This is a genomic window from Pseudomonas sp. Tul2A7 (assembly GCF_054790505.1).
The window spans coordinates 802,327-819,964 of record NZ_CP186499.1 but is presented as its reverse complement, the minus strand read 5'-3'; the positions used below and the strand labels follow the sequence as shown (position 1 = coordinate 819,964).

At 60.3% G+C, this 17,638-nt stretch carries 16 protein-coding genes; 14 read left to right on the top strand and 2 right to left on the bottom strand.

Features of this window, described 5'->3' with window-relative positions:
• Nucleotides 1-67: 67 nt before the first annotated feature.
• The 14 genes from ACOYXJ_RS03895 (at nt 68) to ACOYXJ_RS03830 (ending at nt 15,757) form a co-directional block, all read left to right on the top strand.
• Nucleotides 68-1,690 carry a methyl-accepting chemotaxis protein gene (locus tag ACOYXJ_RS03895; RefSeq protein ID WP_460367990.1) on the top strand — a complete coding sequence of 541 codons (1,623 nt, stop codon included), beginning with the start codon at nt 68-70 and terminating at the stop codon, nt 1,688-1,690.
• Nucleotides 1,690-2,226 carry a chemotaxis protein CheW gene (locus ACOYXJ_RS03890; RefSeq protein ID WP_460367988.1) on the top strand — a complete coding sequence of 179 codons (537 nt, stop codon included), beginning with the start codon at nt 1,690-1,692 and terminating at the stop codon, nt 2,224-2,226. Before ACOYXJ_RS03895 ends, ACOYXJ_RS03890 begins: the two co-directional genes overlap by 1 nt.
• Complete coding sequence (locus ACOYXJ_RS03885; RefSeq protein ID WP_460367986.1) at nt 2,223-3,494, top strand: CheR family methyltransferase; 1,272 nt, start codon at nt 2,223-2,225, stop codon at nt 3,492-3,494. Before ACOYXJ_RS03890 ends, ACOYXJ_RS03885 begins: the two co-directional genes overlap by 4 nt.
• Nucleotides 3,491-4,174: a chemotaxis protein CheW gene (locus ACOYXJ_RS03880; protein ID WP_150792457.1), complete on the top strand. Its 684-nt coding sequence runs from the start codon at nt 3,491-3,493 to the stop codon at nt 4,172-4,174. Before ACOYXJ_RS03885 ends, ACOYXJ_RS03880 begins: the two co-directional genes overlap by 4 nt.
• Nucleotides 4,171-6,459 (top strand): response regulator, encoded by a 2,289-nt coding sequence (locus ACOYXJ_RS03875; RefSeq protein ID WP_460367984.1) that lies wholly within the window; start codon nt 4,171-4,173, stop codon nt 6,457-6,459. The genes ACOYXJ_RS03880 and ACOYXJ_RS03875 overlap by 4 nt, the downstream gene beginning before the upstream one ends.
• Nucleotides 6,456-7,466, top strand: a complete 1,011-nt coding sequence (gene cheB / locus ACOYXJ_RS03870; RefSeq protein WP_150792459.1) for a chemotaxis response regulator protein-glutamate methylesterase — start codon at nt 6,456-6,458, stop codon at nt 7,464-7,466. Before ACOYXJ_RS03875 ends, cheB begins: the two co-directional genes overlap by 4 nt.
• A 48-nt stretch (nt 7,467-7,514) precedes the next feature.
• Entirely contained in the window at nt 7,515-8,516 is a 1,002-nt protein-coding gene (locus ACOYXJ_RS03865) for a response regulator (protein WP_077571285.1), read from the top strand.
• Nucleotides 8,517-8,826: 310 nt separating this feature from the next.
• A protein-coding gene (gene prfB, locus ACOYXJ_RS03860; protein WP_099758102.1) for a peptide chain release factor 2 occupies nt 8,827-9,922 on the top strand; the annotation gives its coding sequence in 2 pieces (ribosomal slippage) (nt 8,827-8,898 and nt 8,900-9,922; 1,095 coding nt in all).
• Nucleotides 9,923-10,036: 114 nt separating this feature from the next.
• Nucleotides 10,037-11,539 (top strand): lysine--tRNA ligase, encoded by a 1,503-nt coding sequence (gene lysS, locus ACOYXJ_RS03855; protein ID WP_038357812.1) that lies wholly within the window; start codon nt 10,037-10,039, stop codon nt 11,537-11,539.
• 105 nt (nt 11,540-11,644) lie between these two features.
• Entirely contained in the window at nt 11,645-12,358 is a 714-nt protein-coding gene (locus tag ACOYXJ_RS03850) for a TetR/AcrR family transcriptional regulator (RefSeq protein WP_095119323.1), read from the top strand.
• 157 nt (nt 12,359-12,515) lie between these two features.
• Nucleotides 12,516-13,070 (top strand): hypothetical protein, encoded by a 555-nt coding sequence (locus ACOYXJ_RS03845; RefSeq protein ID WP_150792460.1) that lies wholly within the window; start codon nt 12,516-12,518, stop codon nt 13,068-13,070.
• Nucleotides 13,071-13,094: 24 nt separating this feature from the next.
• A complete protein-coding gene (locus ACOYXJ_RS03840) occupies nt 13,095-14,372 on the top strand; it encodes a flavohemoglobin expression-modulating QEGLA motif protein (protein ID WP_150706056.1) in 1,278 nt (425 codons plus the stop codon).
• A 153-nt stretch (nt 14,373-14,525) separates the two neighbouring features.
• On the top strand, nt 14,526-15,431 hold the full coding sequence (locus ACOYXJ_RS03835) for an alpha/beta hydrolase (protein WP_460367980.1): 906 nt from the start codon (nt 14,526-14,528) through the stop codon (nt 15,429-15,431).
• Nucleotides 15,428-15,757, top strand: a complete 330-nt coding sequence (locus tag ACOYXJ_RS03830) for a hypothetical protein (RefSeq protein ID WP_460367978.1) — start codon at nt 15,428-15,430, stop codon at nt 15,755-15,757. Before ACOYXJ_RS03835 ends, ACOYXJ_RS03830 begins: the two co-directional genes overlap by 4 nt.
• Before the next feature lie 263 nt (nt 15,758-16,020).
• Here ACOYXJ_RS03830 and ACOYXJ_RS03825 read toward each other — a convergent pair whose 3' ends face one another.
• Entirely contained in the window at nt 16,021-16,809 is a 789-nt protein-coding gene (locus ACOYXJ_RS03825) for an OmpA family protein (RefSeq protein WP_038357819.1), read from the bottom strand.
• A gap of 54 nt (nt 16,810-16,863) precedes the next feature.
• The gene (locus ACOYXJ_RS03820; RefSeq protein ID WP_034154861.1) at nt 16,864-17,268 is read right to left on the bottom strand and encodes a DUF4398 domain-containing protein; all 405 of its coding nucleotides are present in this window, start codon (nt 17,266-17,268) and stop codon (nt 16,864-16,866) included.
• Nucleotides 17,269-17,638 lie beyond the last annotated feature (370 nt).

Below are 17,638 nucleotides of genomic sequence, written 5' to 3'. Positions count from 1 at the left end.
CGTCTTATAAATGAAACACCGCCCTCGGCTATACTCCCCGCATTTCGATCAGGCACGAGGAATCACTGTGAAGAACTGGACGTTGCGCCAACGCATTTTGGCGAGCTTTGCGGTGATTATCGCCATCATGTTGTTGATGGTCGTCGTTTCGTACTCACGCCTGTTGAAGATCGAGGCCAGTGAAAACAGCGTGCGTGATGACGCGATTCCCGGCGTCTATTACAGCTCGATGATCCGTGGCGCCTGGGTCGACAGTTATCTGCAAACGCAAGAACTGCTCGGGCTCAAGGAAGGTCAGGGGATTTCCAGCGAGGACGCGGCCGACTACAAGGCTTTCGAGGCGCGTTTGCAGGAGCAGATGGCCAACTATCGCAAGACGATGGCGACCGACGAGGATCGTCTCGAGTTTGCCGCGTTCGAGAAGTACCACGACACCTACCTCCAGATTCAGGATGCCGTGCTGGACCTGCACAAGCGCAACCTGGAAGCGGACGCGGTCAGGATGTTCCACGAAAAGCTGACGCCAGCCTGGTACTCCGGGCGCATGAAGCTCAACGACATCATCGGCGAAAACAAGAGAGTCGCCGATCAGGCCATGAACAATATCGACGATGCCGTGGCGGCTGCCAAAGTCAGCATGTTCATTTCCCTGCTGGTCGCCGTGTTCGCCGCTGGCCTGTGCGGTCTGTTGTTGATGCGCGCGATCATGGCGCCGATGAACCGCATTGTGCAGATTCTCGAAACCATGCGTACCGGCGACCTCAGTTCGCGTCTCAACCTCGACCGCAAAGACGAATTCGGCGCCGTCGAAACCGGCTTCAACGACATGATGACCGAGCTGACCGCACTGGTGTCCCAGGCGCAGCGCTCCTCGGTGCAGGTGACCACCTCGGTGACCGAGATTGCTGCGACCTCCAAGCAACAGCAAGCCACCGCCACCGAAACCGCAGCGACCACCACCGAAATCGGAGCGACGTCCCGCGAGATTGCGGCAACTTCGCGCGATCTGGTGCGCACCATGACCGAAGTGTCCACCGCCGCCGATCAGGCCTCGGTGCTGGCCGGCTCCGGCCAGCAAGGTCTGGCGCGCATGGAAGACACCATGCACTCGGTGATGGGCGCAGCGGACCTGGTCAACGCCAAACTGGCGATCCTCAATGAGAAGGCCGGCAACATCAACCAGGTGGTGGTGACCATCGTCAAGGTTGCCGACCAGACCAACCTGCTGTCGCTCAACGCGGCGATCGAAGCCGAGAAGGCCGGTGAGTACGGTCGCGGTTTTGCCGTGGTCGCCACTGAAGTGCGGCGTCTGGCGGATCAGACCGCGGTCGCCACTTACGACATCGAGCAAATGGTCCGCGAGATCCAGTCGGCGGTGTCTGCCGGTGTGATGGGCATGGACAAGTTCTCTGAAGAAGTGCGCCGTGGCATGTCCGAAGTGCAGCAGGTCGGTGAGCAGCTGTCGCAGATCATCCATCAAGTGCAGGCGCTGGCGCCGCGGGTGTTGATGGTCAACGAAGGCATGCAGGCCCAGGCCACCGGTGCCGAGCAGATCAATCATGCGCTGGTGCAGTTGGGTGACGCCAGCAGCCAGACCGTCGAGTCGTTGCGTCAGGCCAGTTTCGCCATCGACGAACTGAGCCAGGTGGCCGTCGGGCTGCGCAGCGGCGTTTCGCGATTCAAAGTCTGATGAGCGACATCATCGCCAAACGCAGCGCCGCGCAGGTGGCGAAGCCGGCGTTGTTCCTGCTGTTTCGCATCGGTAGCGAACGTTACGCCCTGCGCGCCACCGAGGTCGCGGAAGTGTTGCCGCGTCTGCCGTTGAAGCCGATCGCCCGGGTACCGCAATGGGTTGCCGGGGTTTTTGCCTATCGCGGTGCGGTGGTACCGGTGATCGACCTCAGCGCATTGACCTTCGGCCATCCCGCCGAAGCGCGCACCAGTACGCGGCTCGTGCTGGTGAATTACCAGCCTGATGAGTCGCAACCGGCGCAATGGCTCGGACTGATTCTGGAACAGGCCACCGACACGCTGCGCTGCCATCCTCATGAGTTTGCGCCCTACGGCCTCGACAACCGCGAGGCGCCTTACCTCGGCCCGGTGCGTGAAGATGCCCAGGGATTGGTGCAATGGGTACGGGTCAATGACTTGCTCGATGACGCCGTGCGTACTTTGCTGTTCCCCGATCCGCCGCTGAGTCCGGCGCAGCTTGAGGCGCAGGCATGAGCAGTGATCAGCGCTTTTTCGACTTTCTCAAGGAACGCATCGGCCTTGATGTGACGTCGGTCGGCCCGGCGATCATCGAGCGCGCCGTGCGCCAGCGCACAATGTTGTCGCAAGCGGCGCATGCCGATGAATATTGGCAGTTGCTGCAAGGCTCGCGGGATGAGCAACAGGCGTTGATCGAAGCGGTGATCGTCCCGGAAACGTGGTTTTTCCGTTACCCGGAATCCTTTGCCACGCTGGGCAAGCTGGCGCGCAATCGCCTCGCCGAGCTGAACAACATGCGTGCGCTGCGCATCCTCAGCCTGCCGTGCTCCACCGGCGAAGAACCCTATTCGATTGCCATGGCCTTGCTCGATGCCGGGCTTAAACCGCATCAGTTCAAAGTCGATGGCATGGACGTCAGCCCGCTCTCGGTGGAGAAGGCGCGGCGCGCGCTGTATGGCAAAAACTCGTTTCGCGGCCAGGATCTGGACTTTCGCGACCGACATTTCACGGCTGAGCAGGACGGCCATCGGGTCAACGAGAGCGTGCGTGAGCAAGTGCGTTTGCAGGTCGGCAATGTGCTCGATCCAACGTTGTTGGTCAGTGAGCCGGCGTTCGATTTCGTGTTTTGCCGCAATCTGTTGATCTATTTCGATCAGCCGACGCAAAAGCTGGTGTTCGAGGTGCTCAAGCGCCTGACGCATTTCGATGGCGTGCTGTTTATTGGCCCGGCCGAGGGCAGTCTGCTCGGGCGTTTGGGCATGCGTTCGATCGGTATCCCGCAGTCTTTTGCGTTCAGTCGTCACAGTGAGCCGCATCCCGAGCCGCTGCCGACACCCAAACCGATCGCGGTGCCGATCAGCCAACCGCAGCGCAGCACGCCGCCAGCGCCGGTGCGCAATCGACCGTTTGCCGCCGTAACGCCGCTGCCGATCGCCAGTAAAAGCGCGAACCCGGACGCGGCGACGTTGCTGGCCAACATCGCCGCGCTGGCCAACGAGGGTAAAAGTGCCGAGGCGCGCGCCGCGTGTGAACAGTATTTGCGCAGCCACGAACCGGTGGCTCAGGTGTTTTACTGGCTCGGCTTGCTCAGCGATGTCGCTGGCCTGACCCTCGAAGCCCAAGGTTTCTATCGCAAGGCGTTATACCTCGAACCGCAACATCCCGAAGCGTTGATGCACCTGGCCGCATTGCTGCAGGCCCAGGGCGACAGCGTCGGTGCCAGACGATTGCAGGAGCGCGCCGCCCGCAGCGGGCGCACCGCCGACAGTGAGCGTAAACGATGATCCCGTCCGACACCTTGAACGTCACCCACGAAGACGCACGGGCCATCGACGATTGCTGGAACCGCATCGGCATCCATGGCGACAAGTCCTGTCCACTGCTGGACGAGCATATTCATTGCCGCAATTGCTCGGTGTATTCCGCCGCTGCCACGCGTCTGCTCGATCGATATGCGTTGCAGCAGGACGAGCGCGATCCGGTGGCGATCGCAGTAGAAAGCGATGTGAAAACCCGCTCGTTGCTGATGTTCCGTCTCGGCGAAGAATGGCTGGGGCTGGCAACGCGCAGCCTCGTTGAAGTCGCGCCACTGCAGGCGATTCACTCGTTGCCGCACCAGCGCTCGCGAGCCTTGCTCGGCGTGGCCAATGTGCGTGGCGCGCTGGTGGCGTGCCTGTCGCTGGTTGAGTTGCTTGATCTGGATGGCAACGCCGCGCCAGCCAATGGCGCGCGCATCATGCCGCGTATGCTGATCATCGCCGCCCATGGCGGGCCGGTGGTGGTGCCGGTGGATGAGGTCGACGGGATTCATGCCATCGACGAGCGCATCCTTGATGCAGCGTCGCAATCCGGGGCGCAGGCCAGCGCCAAATACACCCGTGGTGTTCTGCAATATCGCGGTCGCAGCCTGCGTTGGCTGGATGAAGAACAGCTGTTGTCCGCCGTGACCCGGAGCCTCACATGACCCCCGAGCAAATGCGCGACGCCTCGCTGATGGAGCTGTTCAGCCTCGAAGCCGAAGCGCAGACCCAAGTACTCAGCGCCGGGTTGCTGGCGCTGGAGCGCAACCCGACCCAGGCCGATCAGTTGGAATCGTGCATGCGCGCGGCGCACTCGCTTAAAGGTGCGGCGCGGATTGTCGGCATCGACAGCGGCGTCAGCGTCGCCCATGTCATGGAAGATTGCCTGGTCAGCGCGCAGGAAGGACGGTTGTTGCTGCGGCCCGAGCATATCGATGCGCTGTTGCAGGGCACCGATTTGCTGATGCGCGTTGCGACGCCGACGAATGCGCCGCAGCCAAGTGATATCGAAGCTTACGTGGCATTGATGGCGGGTTTGCTCGATCCGTCGACGCCGGCGGCAACGCTGATTGCACCGCCGATGGCCGAGTTGCAACTTCAAGCGCCGCCGGTCTTTGAACCCGCGCCAGCTCCTGTCATGGACGCGCCGGTCGAATCCTCCGAATCGGCGCCACGCAAAAACAAACGCACCACCGAAGGTGGCGAGCGGGTGCTGCGGGTCACCGCCGAACGCCTGAACAGCCTGCTCGATCTGTCGAGTAAATCGCTGGTGGAAACCCAGCGGCTCAAGCCGCATCTGGCGACCATGCAACGCCTCAAACGCATGCAGAACAACGGCCTTCGCGCGCTGGAAAACCTCAACGTGCATCTCAAGGAACACGCGCTGAGCCTTGAAGCGCTGGAAGCCCTGGAAGACGCGCGCCGTTTGCTCGCCGAATCCCAGCAACTGCTGAGCGAGAAAAACGCCGAACTCGACGAATTCGCCTGGCAGGCCAGCCAGCGCGCGCAAGTGCTCTACGACACAGCGCTGGCGTGCCGCATGCGGCCGTTTGCCGATGTGTTGACCGGTCAGGTGCGCATGGTGCGTGATCTGGGCCGCAGCCTTGGCAAACAGGTACGCCTGGAGATCGAAGGCGAGAAAACCCAGGTCGACCGCGACGTGCTGGAGAAACTCGAAGCACCGCTGACGCATTTGCTGCGCAATGCTGTCGATCACGGCATCGAAGCCCCTGAGCAGCGTCTGCTTAAAGGCAAATCAGAAGAGGGCCTGATCCGTCTGCGCGCCTCGCATCAGGCCGGTCTGCTGGTGCTGGAACTGAGCGATGACGGCAACGGCGTCGACCTGGAGAAGGTCCGCCGCAGCATTGTCGAACGGCAGTTATCCCCAGCGGAAACGGCGGCGCAGTTGAGCGAGGAAGAACTGCTGACGTTCCTGTTTCTCCCCGGTTTCAGCCTGCGCGACACGGTCACCGAAGTGTCCGGGCGGGGCGTTGGCCTCGATGCCGTTCAACACATGGTTCGCAAACTGCGCGGTGCGGTGGTGCTGGAGCAGACGGCGGGCGAGGGCAGTCGCTTTCATCTGGAAGTGCCGTTGACCTTGTCGGTGGTGCGCAGTCTGGTGGTGGAAGTTGGCGAAGAGGCTTACGCCTTCCCGCTGGCGCACATCGAACGCATGTGCGATCTGGCGCCGGAGGACATCGTGCAGGTCGAAGGCCGTCAGCATTTCTGGCACGAAGGCCAGCACGTCGGGCTGGTTGCGGCCAGCCAGTTGCTCAACCGCCCGGCCAGCCAGAACAGCGGCGAAACCCTTAAAGTCGTGGTGATCCGTGAGCGTGATGCTATTTATGGCGTTGCCGTCGAGCGTTTCATTGGCGAACGCACATTGGTGGTCTTGCCACTCGATGAGCGTCTGGGAAAAGTGCAGGATATCTCCGCTGGCGCCTTGCTCGACGACGGTTCGGTGGTGCTGATCGTCGACGTTGAAGACATGCTGCGTTCGGTGGACAAACTGCTCAATACCGGGCGCCTTGAGCGCATTGCCCGTCATGGTAACCAGGCCGCGGAAGCTGCGCGTAAACGGGTGCTGGTGGTTGATGACTCGCTGACCGTGCGCGAGTTGCAACGCAAACTGCTGCTCAATCGCGGCTACGACGTCGCCGTGGCGGTGGACGGCATGGACGGTTGGAACGCGCTGCGTTCGGAGGACTTCGATTTGCTGATCACCGACATCGACATGCCGCGCATGGACGGCATCGAGCTGGTCACGCTGCTGCGCCGCGACAATCGCCTGCAATCGCTGCCGGTGATGGTCGTGTCGTACAAGGATCGTGAAGAGGATCGCCGCCGTGGCCTTGATGCCGGGGCGGACTATTATTTAGCCAAAGCCAGTTTTCATGACGACGCCCTGCTCGACGCAGTGGTCGAGCTTATCGGAGGAGCGCGGGCATGAAGATCGCAATCGTCAACGACATGCCCATGGCGGTGGAGGCCCTGCGCCGGGCGCTGGCCTTCGAACCGGCACATCAGGTGGTCTGGGTCGCCCGCAACGGTGCCGAGGCGGTGCAACTGTGCGCCGAAAATACCCCGGACCTGATCCTGATGGACCTGATCATGCCGGTGATGGACGGCGTCGAAGCCACCCGGCGGATCATGGCCGAAACGCCGTGCGCGATCGTCATCGTCACTGTCGACCGCCAGCAGAACGTGCACCGCGTCTTCGAAGCCATGGGCCACGGCGCGCTGGACGTGGTCGATACCCCCGCCCTCGGCGCTGGCAATGCGCAGGAAGCGGCGGCGCCGTTGCTGCGCAAAATCCTCAATATTGGCTGGCTGATCGGCGAGAAACCCACGCGTTCTCGCCCGGCGCCGACGGCCCAGCGCAGTTCCGCTTCATGCCAGCGACTGGTGGCGATCGGCTCATCCGCCGGTGGGCCGGCGGCGCTGGAGGTGCTGCTCAAAGGCTTGCCCAAGGATTTCTCGGCGGCCATCGTGTTGGTGCAGCATGTCGATCAGGTCTTTGCTGCCGGCATGGCCGAATGGCTGGCCAGCGCCAGCGGCCTCGATGTGCGTCTGGCCCGCGAGGGCGAACCGCCGCAAGCCGGCGCGGTGCTGCTGGCCGGCACCAACCACCATATTCGTTTACTCAAGAACGGCACGCTGGCCTACACCGCCGAGCCGGTCAACGAGATCTACCGGCCCTCCATCGACGTGTTTTTCGAAAGTGTCGCCAGTTACTGGAATGGTGATGCGGTCGGGGTTTTATTGACCGGGATGGGACGTGACGGCGCGCAAGGGCTTAAGCTCATGCGCCAACAGGGTTATCTGACCATCGCGCAGGATCAGCAAAGCAGTGCGGTGTACGGCATGCCCAAGGCCGCTGCGGCCATTGATGCCGCCGTAGAAATACGTCCACTGGAAAGAATCGCGCCACGATTGCAGGAGATTTTCCCCAAATGATCAGGTCAATCCGCAATCCTGGCCCCCGCAGTACTCAGGTGACCGCCCATGAATGACTTACAGATCGACGACATTAAAACCGACGAAAACGCCGCCATGGTGTTGTTGGTGGATGATCAGGCGATGATCGGCGAAGCGGTGCGCCGTGGGCTGTCGAATCAGGAAAACATTGACTTCCACTTCTGCTCCGACCCGCAGCAGGCTATTGCCCAGGCGGTGCGGATCAAACCGACGGTGATCCTGCAGGACCTGGTGATGCCCGGCCTCGATGGCCTGAGCCTGGTCCGTGAATACCGCAATCATCCGGCGACCAAGGACATCCCGATCATCGTCCTGTCGACCAAGGAAGACCCGCTGATCAAGAGCGCGGCGTTCTCCGCCGGCGCCAACGATTATCTGGTGAAACTGCCGGACACCATCGAACTGGTGGCGCGCATCCGCTATCACTCACGCTCGTACATGACTCTGCTGCAACGCGATGCCGCGTACCGCGCGTTGCGCGTCAGCCAGCAGCAGTTGCTCGACACCAATCTGGTGCTGCAACGGCTGATGAACTCCGATGGCCTGACCGGGCTGTCCAATCGCCGCCACTTCGACGAGTACCTGGAACTGGAGTGGCGCCGCTCGCTGCGGGATCAGAGTCAGTTGTCGCTGTTGATGATCGACGTCGATTACTTCAAGTCCTACAACGACAGCTTCGGCCATGTTGAAGGTGATGAGGCGTTGCGCAAGGTCGCCACGGCGATCCGCGAGGCCAGCGCACGACCGTCGGATCTGCCGGCGCGTTATGGCGGTGAGGAGTTTGTGCTGGTGCTGCCGAATACCTCGCCGGGCGGCGCGCGGCTGGTGGCGGAGAAGCTACGGCAAACCGTGGCTTCGCTGAAAATTCCGCACAATACTCCGGCGGAAGGGGCGAGTCTGACGATCAGTATTGGTCTGGCGACGATGGTGCCGCAGGCGGGTAGCGATTGTCGGTTGCTGATTTCGGCGGCGGATCGTGGGTTGTATCTGGCCAAGAACAATGGGCGTAATCAGGTCGGGATCGAGTAACGGCCGGCCCTCACCCCAACCCTCTCCCGGAGGGAGAGGGGGCCGACGGAGGTGTCTGGCGCTGTACATCGACCTGATCGACCGAGTCGATTATGGATCTTCAAGCCTGACGGTTCCGGATTCGGCAAAGCCCTTTCACGTCGGCGTAACTCCCGAGTATCCCCCAATCAGTCCCCTCTACCTCTGGGAGAGGGTTAGGGTGAGGGCAAAGGCTTTAATGATCCCCACACCCGCCAGACGGGCTGCCGTCACAGCCTGATTACGTTATACTCGCCGGCTTTCAAAAGTTCGCCAACGAGTGCTGCCCGTCATGGAAATCAACCCGATCCTGAACACCATCAAGGACCTGTCCGAGCGCTCCGAAACTATTCGGGGGTATCTTTGACTACGATCAAAAGCATGAGCGTCTGACTGAGGTCAATCGCGAGCTTGAAGATCCGAGCGTCTGGAACAAACCTGAATACGCCCAGGAACTGGGCCGCGAGCGCGCTGCGCTGGCGCAGATCGTCGATACCCTCGACGAACTGAACGGCGGTCTGGCCGATTGCCGTGACCTGCTGGACATGGCCGTCGAAGAGAACGACGAAGGTGCAGTGGGCGATGTCGTCGCCGAGCTGGCCCGTCTCGAGGAAAATCTGGCCAAGCTGGAATTCCGCCGCATGTTCAGCCATGAAATGGACCCGAACAACGCCTACCTGGACATCCAGGCCGGTTCCGGCGGCACCGAAGCCCAGGACTGGGCCAACATCCTGCTGCGCATGTACCTGCGCTGGGCGGACAAACGCGGTTTCGACGCGACCATCATGGAACTGTCGGCCGGTGAAGTCGCCGGTATCAAAGGCGCGACCGTGCACATCAAGGGCGAATACGCCTTTGGCTGGCTGCGTACCGAGATCGGCGTGCACCGTCTGGTGCGCAAGAGCCCGTTCGACTCCGGCAACCGTCGTCACACCTCGTTCTCCGCGGTTTTCGTCTCGCCAGAGATCGATGACAAGGTCGAAATCGAAATCAACCCGGCAGACCTGCGGATCGACACCTATCGTTCCTCCGGTGCCGGTGGTCAGCACGTAAACACCACCGACTCGGCCGTACGTATCACTCACGTACCGACCAACACCGTGGTCAGCTGCCAGAACGAACGTTCCCAGCACGCCAACAAGGACACCGCCATGAAAATGCTGCGGGCCAAGTTGTACGAGCAGGAAATGCAGAAACGCAACGCCGCGTCGCAAGCGCTGGAAGACACCAAGTCCGACATCGGCTGGGGTCACCAGATTCGCTCGTACGTGCTCGATGCGTCGCGGATCAAGGATCTGCGCACCAACATCGAACGCAGCGACTGCGACAAGGTACTCGACGGTGATATCGACGAATACCTGGAAGCCAGCCTGAAATCCGGGCTGTAAAAGACGCAATACAGCATCGGCTGATTCAGCACGATCCCTGTAGGAGCCAGCCCTGCTGGCGATCCCCGGGCCGCAAGGTCCGGGGGCAACGAACCTGATGGAATATCTAAAGACATGAGCGACCAACAACTCGACCCGCAAGCCCTGCAACAGGAAGAAAACTCCCTGATCGCGCTGCGCAAGGAAAAGCTGGCTGCCGAGCGCGCCAAGGGCAACGCCTTCCCGAACGACTTCCGCCGCGAAAACTACTGCGATGCACTGCAGAAACAGTACGCGGACAAGACCAAGGAAGAGCTGGCAGAGGCTGCAATCCCGGTCAAGGTTGCCGGTCGCATCATGCTCAACCGTGGCTCGTTCATGGTGATCCAGGACATGACCGGTCGCATCCAGGTCTACGTCAACCGTAAAACCCTGTCGGAAGACACCCTGGCCGCGGTGAAAACCTGGGACATGGGCGACATCATTGCCGCCGAAGGCACCCTGGCGCGTTCCGGCAAGGGCGACCTGTACGTTGAAATGACCAGCGTGCGTCTGCTGACCAAATCGCTGCGTCCGCTGCCGGACAAGCACCACGGCCTGACCGACACCGAACAGCGCTACCGTCAGCGCTACGTTGACCTGATCGTCAACGAAGACGTGCGCCAGACTTTCCGCGTGCGTTCGCAAGTCATCGCGCACATCCGCAGCTTCCTGATGAAGCGCGACTTCCTCGAAGTCGAAACGCCGATGCTGCAGACCATTCCGGGCGGCGCTGCGGCCAAGCCGTTCGAAACCCACCACAACGCGCTGGACATGGAAATGTTCCTGCGTATCGCGCCAGAGCTGTATCTGAAGCGTCTGGTGGTCGGTGGTTTTGAAAAGGTCTTCGAGATCAACCGCAACTTCCGTAACGAAGGCGTCTCGACCCGTCACAACCCTGAATTCACCATGTTGGAGTTCTACCAGGCTTACGCCGATTACGAAGACAACATGGACCTGACCGAAGAACTGTTCCGTGAACTGGCGCAGTTGGTACTGGGCAGCACCGACGTGCCGTATGGCGACAAGGTGTTCCACTTCGGCGAGCCGTTCGTGCGTCTGTCGGTGTTCGACTCGATCCTCAAGTACAACCCTGAGCTGACCGCCGATGATCTGAACGACATCGACAAGGCCCGCGCCATCGCCAAGAAGGCCGGCGCCAAGGTGCTGGGCTTCGAAGGTCTGGGCAAGCTGCAGGTGATGATTTTCGAAGAGCTGGTCGAGCACAAGCTGGAACAGCCGCACTTCATTACCCAGTACCCGTTTGAAGTGTCGCCGCTGGCGCGTCGCAACGATGACAACCCGAACGTCACCGACCGTTTCGAGCTGTTCATCGGTGGCCGTGAAATCGCCAACGCCTACTCCGAGTTGAACGACGCGGAAGACCAGGCCGAGCGCTTCATGGCGCAGGTGGCCGACAAGGACGCCGGCGACGACGAAGCCATGCACTACGACGCCGACTTCGTACGCGCGCTGGAGTACGGCATGCCGCCAACGGCCGGTGAAGGTATCGGCATCGATCGTCTGGTGATGTTGCTGACCAACTCGCCGTCGATCCGCGATGTGATCCTGTTCCCGCACATGCGACCGCAAGCGTAAACGTTTCAGTTAAAAAGCCGCCTAAAACAGGCGGCTTTTTATTGCCTGTCTGGTACAAATGTATCAATTGGTTAATTTTGCAATAGCAGAGGAAGTTCTGTCGTGATGGGTGCAATAGCTCAAGAAGGTGCAGCGGGTATCGCCACTGCGGTCGCTGAAAGCGTTCAGTACCAGGGTCGCAAGGCCAGCCGACAGGGCAGTGAGCAGCGTCGACAGGACATTCTCGATGCAGCGATGCGCATTGTCGTGCGTGACGGGGTGCGTGCCGTGCGCCACCGCGCAGTGGCTGCCGAGGCCGGTGTGCCGTTGTCGGCGACCACCTATTACTTCAAGGACATCGATGACCTGCTCACCGATACCTTCGCTCAATACGTTGAACGCAGCGCGGCGTACATGGCCAAGTTGTGGATCAACAATGAAGGTCTGTTGCGTGACATGGTCGTCAGTGGCGACGGCAGTCCGGAATCGCGCTCGCAACTGGCCGATGACATTGCACGGTTGATGGCCGACTACGTGCATCGTCAATTGCTTAACCGCCGCGAGCACTTGATGGCCGAGCAGGCGTTCCGCCAGGAGGCGTTACTCAACCCGCGCCTGGCGATTCTGGTGCGCTCGCATCAGCAGATTCTGTTGCAGGGCACTTGCCAGTTGTTTCAGGTATTGGGCTCGCGTGAACCGCAACAGGATGCCAAGGTGTTGACGGCGATTATCGGACGGATGGAATATCAGGGCCTGCTCAACGACGCCGAGCCTTTGGCCGAAGAGGACATGCTCGGCATTCTGACGCGCTATATGCACCTGGTGCTCGCGTCGGTCTGACCACAAGATCGTTCCCACGCTCTGCGTGGGAATGCCGCCGGGGACGCTCCGCGTCCCTTCGTCGACATGACGCAGAGCGTCAGTGGATACATTCCCACGCAGAGCGTGGGAACGATCGATCACCATGAGGGCGGCGAATGTTCATAGGGAGTATTGAATGAAAGCCTGGCGTGGCGTGCTGATCGCCTTGTCGTTCCTGCTGCTCAGTGGCTGTCTGGTGACCTTCAAGGAGCCGCTGACCGCCAGTGACCCGGCGCCCAAGGGTCTGCTCGGCAAATGGTCGAGCACCAATGCCTGGGGCGAGCCGATGAACCTTGAGCTGACGCGGTTGGGCAACGATCGCTATCAGGCCGTTACGTACTTCAAGGCCAAACCCCACGAACGCGAAGCCTATCCGTTCACCGTGTCGCGCCACGGCAACCGCTGGTATCTGTCGGCGAAAGTCCCGGCGCAGTACGGTGGCCACTTCACCATCGCCGGTTTCGAGCTCACCGACAAACACGAACTGGTGGTTTACAACCTCGATCTCGAGCAGATCAATCAAGCGATCAAGCAAAAAGCCCTCGACGGTCAGGCTTTCCAGACCGACGATGGCGACGGCGTGCACGTCGACAGCAACCTCGACAAGGTCTTTGTTTACCTCGACGATCCGGCCAATTCCGATGTCTTTGTCGAAGCCGTGCGCTACCAGCGCCAGACCCGCACCAAATAATTCAGTGTTCTACAGGAGTTTCGGGTGGACGATTACCAGCAGTCGATACGCATATTGTCCGACCGCATTGTGCTGGCGCAGACACCGATCCGTGTGCTCGACGCGGTCAAGTGGGATGAGAATATCCGCAAGGGCTTCCTCAAGGCCAAAGGCAAGGAAATGCCGGCGGTGGATCGCGACTACTACCTCAACCGGCCGCTGAGTTTCGATTCGAGCAAGGTCAAACTGGAGTTCCAGAACATCGAGCGCGACATCACCCGCCAACTCGGCCAGTTCAACCCGGTCGGGCAGATCATGCGGCGCATGTGCAAGGAATACCGCATGGTGGTGCGCATGCTCGAAGCGCGCGGCACCGAGGATTTCGGCCTGATCTCGCAAGAACTGTACGGCGCCGCCTCCGATGCCTTCCACGCCGGTGACCCGACCCTGGCCGACCTCGGCCTGATGATGTCCGACTACCTGAACAACATCGATGGTCGTGGCGACCTTAAGGACGAGCCGAAAACCCTCACCGCCAAAGACGCCGTGCACCTGCTGCAAACGCGGCTGAACAAAGTGTTCGGCGAGGCCGAGGAAACCATTCGCGTGTTCGAGTCCGACGGCATCGTGGCCGACGCGGCAGCGGGCGCCGACTACATCAAGATCCGCACCGACGCGATGTTCAACGACCGCGACGTGCGTGCGCTGGAAGTCCACGAAGGTCTGGTCCACGTCGGTACCACGCTCAACGGTTTGAACCAGCCGATCTGCACCTTCCTGTCCAAAGGGCCGCCCTCGTCGACAGTAACTCAGGAAGGTCTGGCGATCCTGATGGAAATCATCACCTTCGCCTCGTACCCGAGCCGCCTGCGCAAACTGACCAACCGCACCCGTGCCATTCATATGGTCGAGGAGGGCGCGGACTTCCTGCAGATCTTCGAGTTCTTCCGCGAGCAGGGCTTCGAGATGGCGGAAAGTTACGGCAACGCCAGTCGGGTTTTCCGTGGATCGACGCCGACCGGTCTGCCATTCACCAAAGACTTGTCCTACCTCAAGGGCTTTATCATGGTTTACAACTACATTCAGTTGGCCGTGCGTAAGGGCAAACTTGAGCAGATTCCGTTGTTGTTTTGTGGCAAAACCACGCTGGAAGACATGCGGACCTTGCGTCAGTTGGTGGATGAAGGACTGGTGGTGGCACCGAAATACTTGCCGGATCAGTTCCGCGACTTGAATGCGTTGTCGGCGTGGATGTGCTTCTCCAACTTCCTCAATCATTTGAGCCTGGACCGGATCGAAGCGGATTACTCCAATATTCTCTGATACCACACCGATCGTTCCCATGCTCTGCGTGGGAATGCCGCCATGGACGCTCCGCGTCCACTGTGACGCAGAGTGTCACGGGATGCATTCCCACGCGGAGCGTGGTAACGATCTCTCTGTGTTCCAACCTGAATTTTTGCGAGGTTTCACCGGATGAGAATCCTCGGCATCTTCTGCCTGCTCCTGACCCTCGGCGGTTGCAGTTCGCTGTTGTTCTACCCCGAGCCGGGCCAGATCTTCACCCCGGAAAAAGCCAAGCTCGAATACCGCACCGTCACGCTGGTCACGGCGGATGGCTTGAAGCTGAATGCCTGGTGGCTGCCGGCCAAACCCGGCGTCGAGGTCAAAGGCACGGTTCTGCATTTGCACGGCAACGGCGGCAACCTGCCGATGCATTTGGGCGGGAGCTGGTGGCTACCGAAAAACGGCTATCAAGTGTTGTTGGTCGACTATCGCGGTTATGGCTTATCCGAGGGCGAGCCGAGTTTGCCGGCGATCTATCAGGACATTGATACCGCTTTTGCGTGGCTGGACAGGGCGCCGGAAGTCAAAGGCAAGCCGCTGATTCTGCTCGGTCAGAGCCTCGGCGGTTCGATGGCCGTGCATTGGCTGGCGCAGCATCCCGAGCGACAGAAACAGCTCAAGGCTTTGGTGCTCGACGGCGTGCCCGCCAGTTACCGCAGCGTCGGCCAGTATGCGCTGAGCACTTCTTGGCTGACCTGGCCGTTCCAGGTGCCGTTGTCGTGGCTGGTGCCGGACGCTGACAGCGCGATCAACTCGATGCCGCAGCTCAACGGCGTGCCGAAACTGATCTTCCACAGCATCGACGATCCGCTGGTACCACTGTCTAACGGCATCCGTCTGTATCAGGCTGCGCCGCCACCGCGCGTGCTGCAACTGACCCGTGGCGGCCATGTGCAGACCTTCGGCGATCCGGTGTGGCGCCAAGTGATGCTGCGCTATCTGGAGGATCCCGAGCATTTCAATGGCCTGCGCCGTCTCGGCGAAATCCCCAATTACCCGACACCCCCGAATTCTGAAGATGAGAGTCCGCAATGAGTGAAGAACGTAACGCCATCCCGCTGATCATCACCGGTATCTGCAGCATCCTCGGCACCGTCGGGGCGCTGTGGTACTACGGCTACCTGCACTTCGCCAAACCCGAGGATGCGTTGCTGCTCAACGAATTCACCATGCTCAAGACGGTGCCGGGTGAGGATTACAAAGTCTCTCTGGCCCCGGCGCCACAGGTCGCCCAGTGCATTGATGGGGTGCTGGTGTTGTTCGATACCGAGCAGAAAGGTCTGACAGGTGTGTTGATCAATGCGCAGAAAAAAGCCGTGCGTTGTAGGGGCGAGGAGACTCCGCAGAAGCTGCAAGAATGATTCTGCAGGTTCAGCCCTCACCCTAACCCTCTCCCCGAGGGAGAGGGGACTGACCGAGGTGTTCTTTCGCTATACGCCGACCTGAAAGATTGCGTTGATTATGGATTCGGCGAAGCACTTTCAGGTCGACGCAGCTATCGAGCATCCCCCAATCGGCTCCCTCTCCCTCGGGAGAGGGCTGGGGTGAGGGGCTGCGATTTCAGCCCGCACAAAAAAGCCCCGCCTGATCACTCAGGCGGGGCTTTCGCGTTACAGCAGGGAGCTTAGTTCGAGCTGACCGCCGAACGTGGCATCACTGGCTGGTTATCGTTGGAAATGGTCACTTCCACACGACGGTTCATCGCACGACCGGAGACGCTGCCGTTCTCGGCAACCGGGTATTCCTTGCCGTAGCCTTGGGTGACGATACGCGCTGGATCAACGCCCATTTTCACCAGTGCGGTGCGCACGGAGTTGGCGCGACGCTCGGACAGCGACTGGTTATGGCTGGCGGTCCCGGTGCTGTCGGTGTAGCCCTCGACGATCACTTTGCGATCCGGGTTTTCCTGAAGGAATTGCGCCAGTTTGTTGATGTTCACCAAACCGCTGGATTTCAGGTCAGCACGGTCGGTAGCGAACAGCACGTCACCGAAAGTCACCAGCGTACCGCGATCGGTCTGCTTGGCGTTCAGGCTGTCCTGCAGCTGTTTGATCTGCTGATCACGCGCATCCAGACGCGCCTGGGCACGTTGGGCTGCGGCGTTCTTCAGATTGTTTTCAGCGGTGCGCAGGGCGATGGTCTGCTTGGCCACTTCCACGCGCTGGTTGGTCAGGTAGGCCAGTTGGTCGACCTTGGCCGCGTCTTGCTTGTCCAGATAAGCCTTGTCGGCCTTGTCCAGGTAATCGCTGGCGTCTTTGGTTTCCAGCGCCGCGACCTTGCTCGCCTGTGGGTTGGCTTGCAGGCCGGCGTAGTTGGTGCGCGCCTGTTCCAGGTTCGGGTTAGGCGGGGTAGAGCAGGCAGCCAGAGCGACGCTTGCGGCCAGAAGAGCTGGAATCATCAGTTGCTTACGCATAATTTTCGTCCTTTCTATCGATAAAAGTTTCAGCGTTGCTATCGGGATGCGCGCTTACTGCACGGTGCGCTGACTTTCCTGACGCAGTTCCTGAACACCTTTCTGGGAATCCTTCACGGCTTGTTCAGCCTTGGCTGCCTGAGCCTTGCGTTCGGCGACGCGAGCGTCCCACTCGGCTTGCTCGGACAGGGTGCGAGCCTCGTCATACTTCTTGTCGTGCATGGCGATTTCGGCTTGCTTCAGCTTGTCCTGCGCCTGCTTCATCTCAACCGCAGCGAACTCGGTACCGCCGGCGCTGACTGCGCTGTTCACGGCCGATTGGGTCACGGCGTATTGCTCGGTCGGTGGGTTACCGGCGCAACCGGCCAGTACGAAGCTGGTGCCGATCGCCAGAGCAGCCAGTTTCAGACCGCGCAGGTGGGTAAACGAGGTTTGGTTTTTCATGGTCTTCAACTCCATTAGGCATCTCCTGAAAACATCTGAATCCATCCTGGTCGAGGAGCCGCAAGCGACGTGTGAAAGCGCGTTTTTGAAACGCTCGTTCCAGGCGTGGTTACAGGTTCCGACCGGAGTGATTTTTCAAAAGTTCAGAAAAGATGGCTAATCGCCAAAAAAAACTTTGACCGAATGGACAAGGCTCTAAAGCGGGAACTTTAGCGGGAGAGAGTGGTACGCGCGGGGTTTCAAGACGCCAAAAACACATCGATTTTCAGCTTGAAATACGATCCCTGTAGGAGTGAGCCTGCTCGCGATGACGTCGTATCAGACAACAAAAATGTTGAATGAAAAGCCGCTATCGCGAGCAGGCTCACTCCTACAGTTTGATCTA

What these genes read in the sequence shown, in the direction of transcription:
- ACOYXJ_RS03830 (WP_460367978.1), top strand. Translation starts at nt 15,428, where the DNA reads ATGAGTGAAGAACGTAACGCCATCCCGCTGATCATCACCGGTATCTGC.
- lysS (WP_038357812.1), top strand. Translation starts at nt 10,037, where the DNA reads ATGAGCGACCAACAACTCGACCCGCAAGCCCTGCAACAGGAAGAAAAC.
- ACOYXJ_RS03845 (WP_150792460.1), top strand. Translation starts at nt 12,516, where the DNA reads ATGAAAGCCTGGCGTGGCGTGCTGATCGCCTTGTCGTTCCTGCTGCTC.
- ACOYXJ_RS03850 (WP_095119323.1), top strand. Translation starts at nt 11,645, where the DNA reads ATGGGTGCAATAGCTCAAGAAGGTGCAGCGGGTATCGCCACTGCGGTC.
- ACOYXJ_RS03890 (WP_460367988.1), top strand. Translation starts at nt 1,690, where the DNA reads ATGAGCGACATCATCGCCAAACGCAGCGCCGCGCAGGTGGCGAAGCCG.
- ACOYXJ_RS03885 (WP_460367986.1), top strand. Translation starts at nt 2,223, where the DNA reads ATGAGCAGTGATCAGCGCTTTTTCGACTTTCTCAAGGAACGCATCGGC.
- ACOYXJ_RS03880 (WP_150792457.1), top strand. Translation starts at nt 3,491, where the DNA reads ATGATCCCGTCCGACACCTTGAACGTCACCCACGAAGACGCACGGGCC.
- ACOYXJ_RS03825 (WP_038357819.1), bottom strand. Translation starts at nt 16,809, where the DNA reads ATGCGTAAGCAACTGATGATTCCAGCTCTTCTGGCCGCAAGCGTCGCT.
- cheB (WP_150792459.1), top strand. Translation starts at nt 6,456, where the DNA reads ATGAAGATCGCAATCGTCAACGACATGCCCATGGCGGTGGAGGCCCTG.
- ACOYXJ_RS03820 (WP_034154861.1), bottom strand. Translation starts at nt 17,268, where the DNA reads ATGGAGTTGAAGACCATGAAAAACCAAACCTCGTTTACCCACCTGCGC.
- ACOYXJ_RS03865 (WP_077571285.1), top strand. Translation starts at nt 7,515, where the DNA reads ATGAATGACTTACAGATCGACGACATTAAAACCGACGAAAACGCCGCC.
- ACOYXJ_RS03875 (WP_460367984.1), top strand. Translation starts at nt 4,171, where the DNA reads ATGACCCCCGAGCAAATGCGCGACGCCTCGCTGATGGAGCTGTTCAGC.
- ACOYXJ_RS03835 (WP_460367980.1), top strand. Translation starts at nt 14,526, where the DNA reads ATGAGAATCCTCGGCATCTTCTGCCTGCTCCTGACCCTCGGCGGTTGC.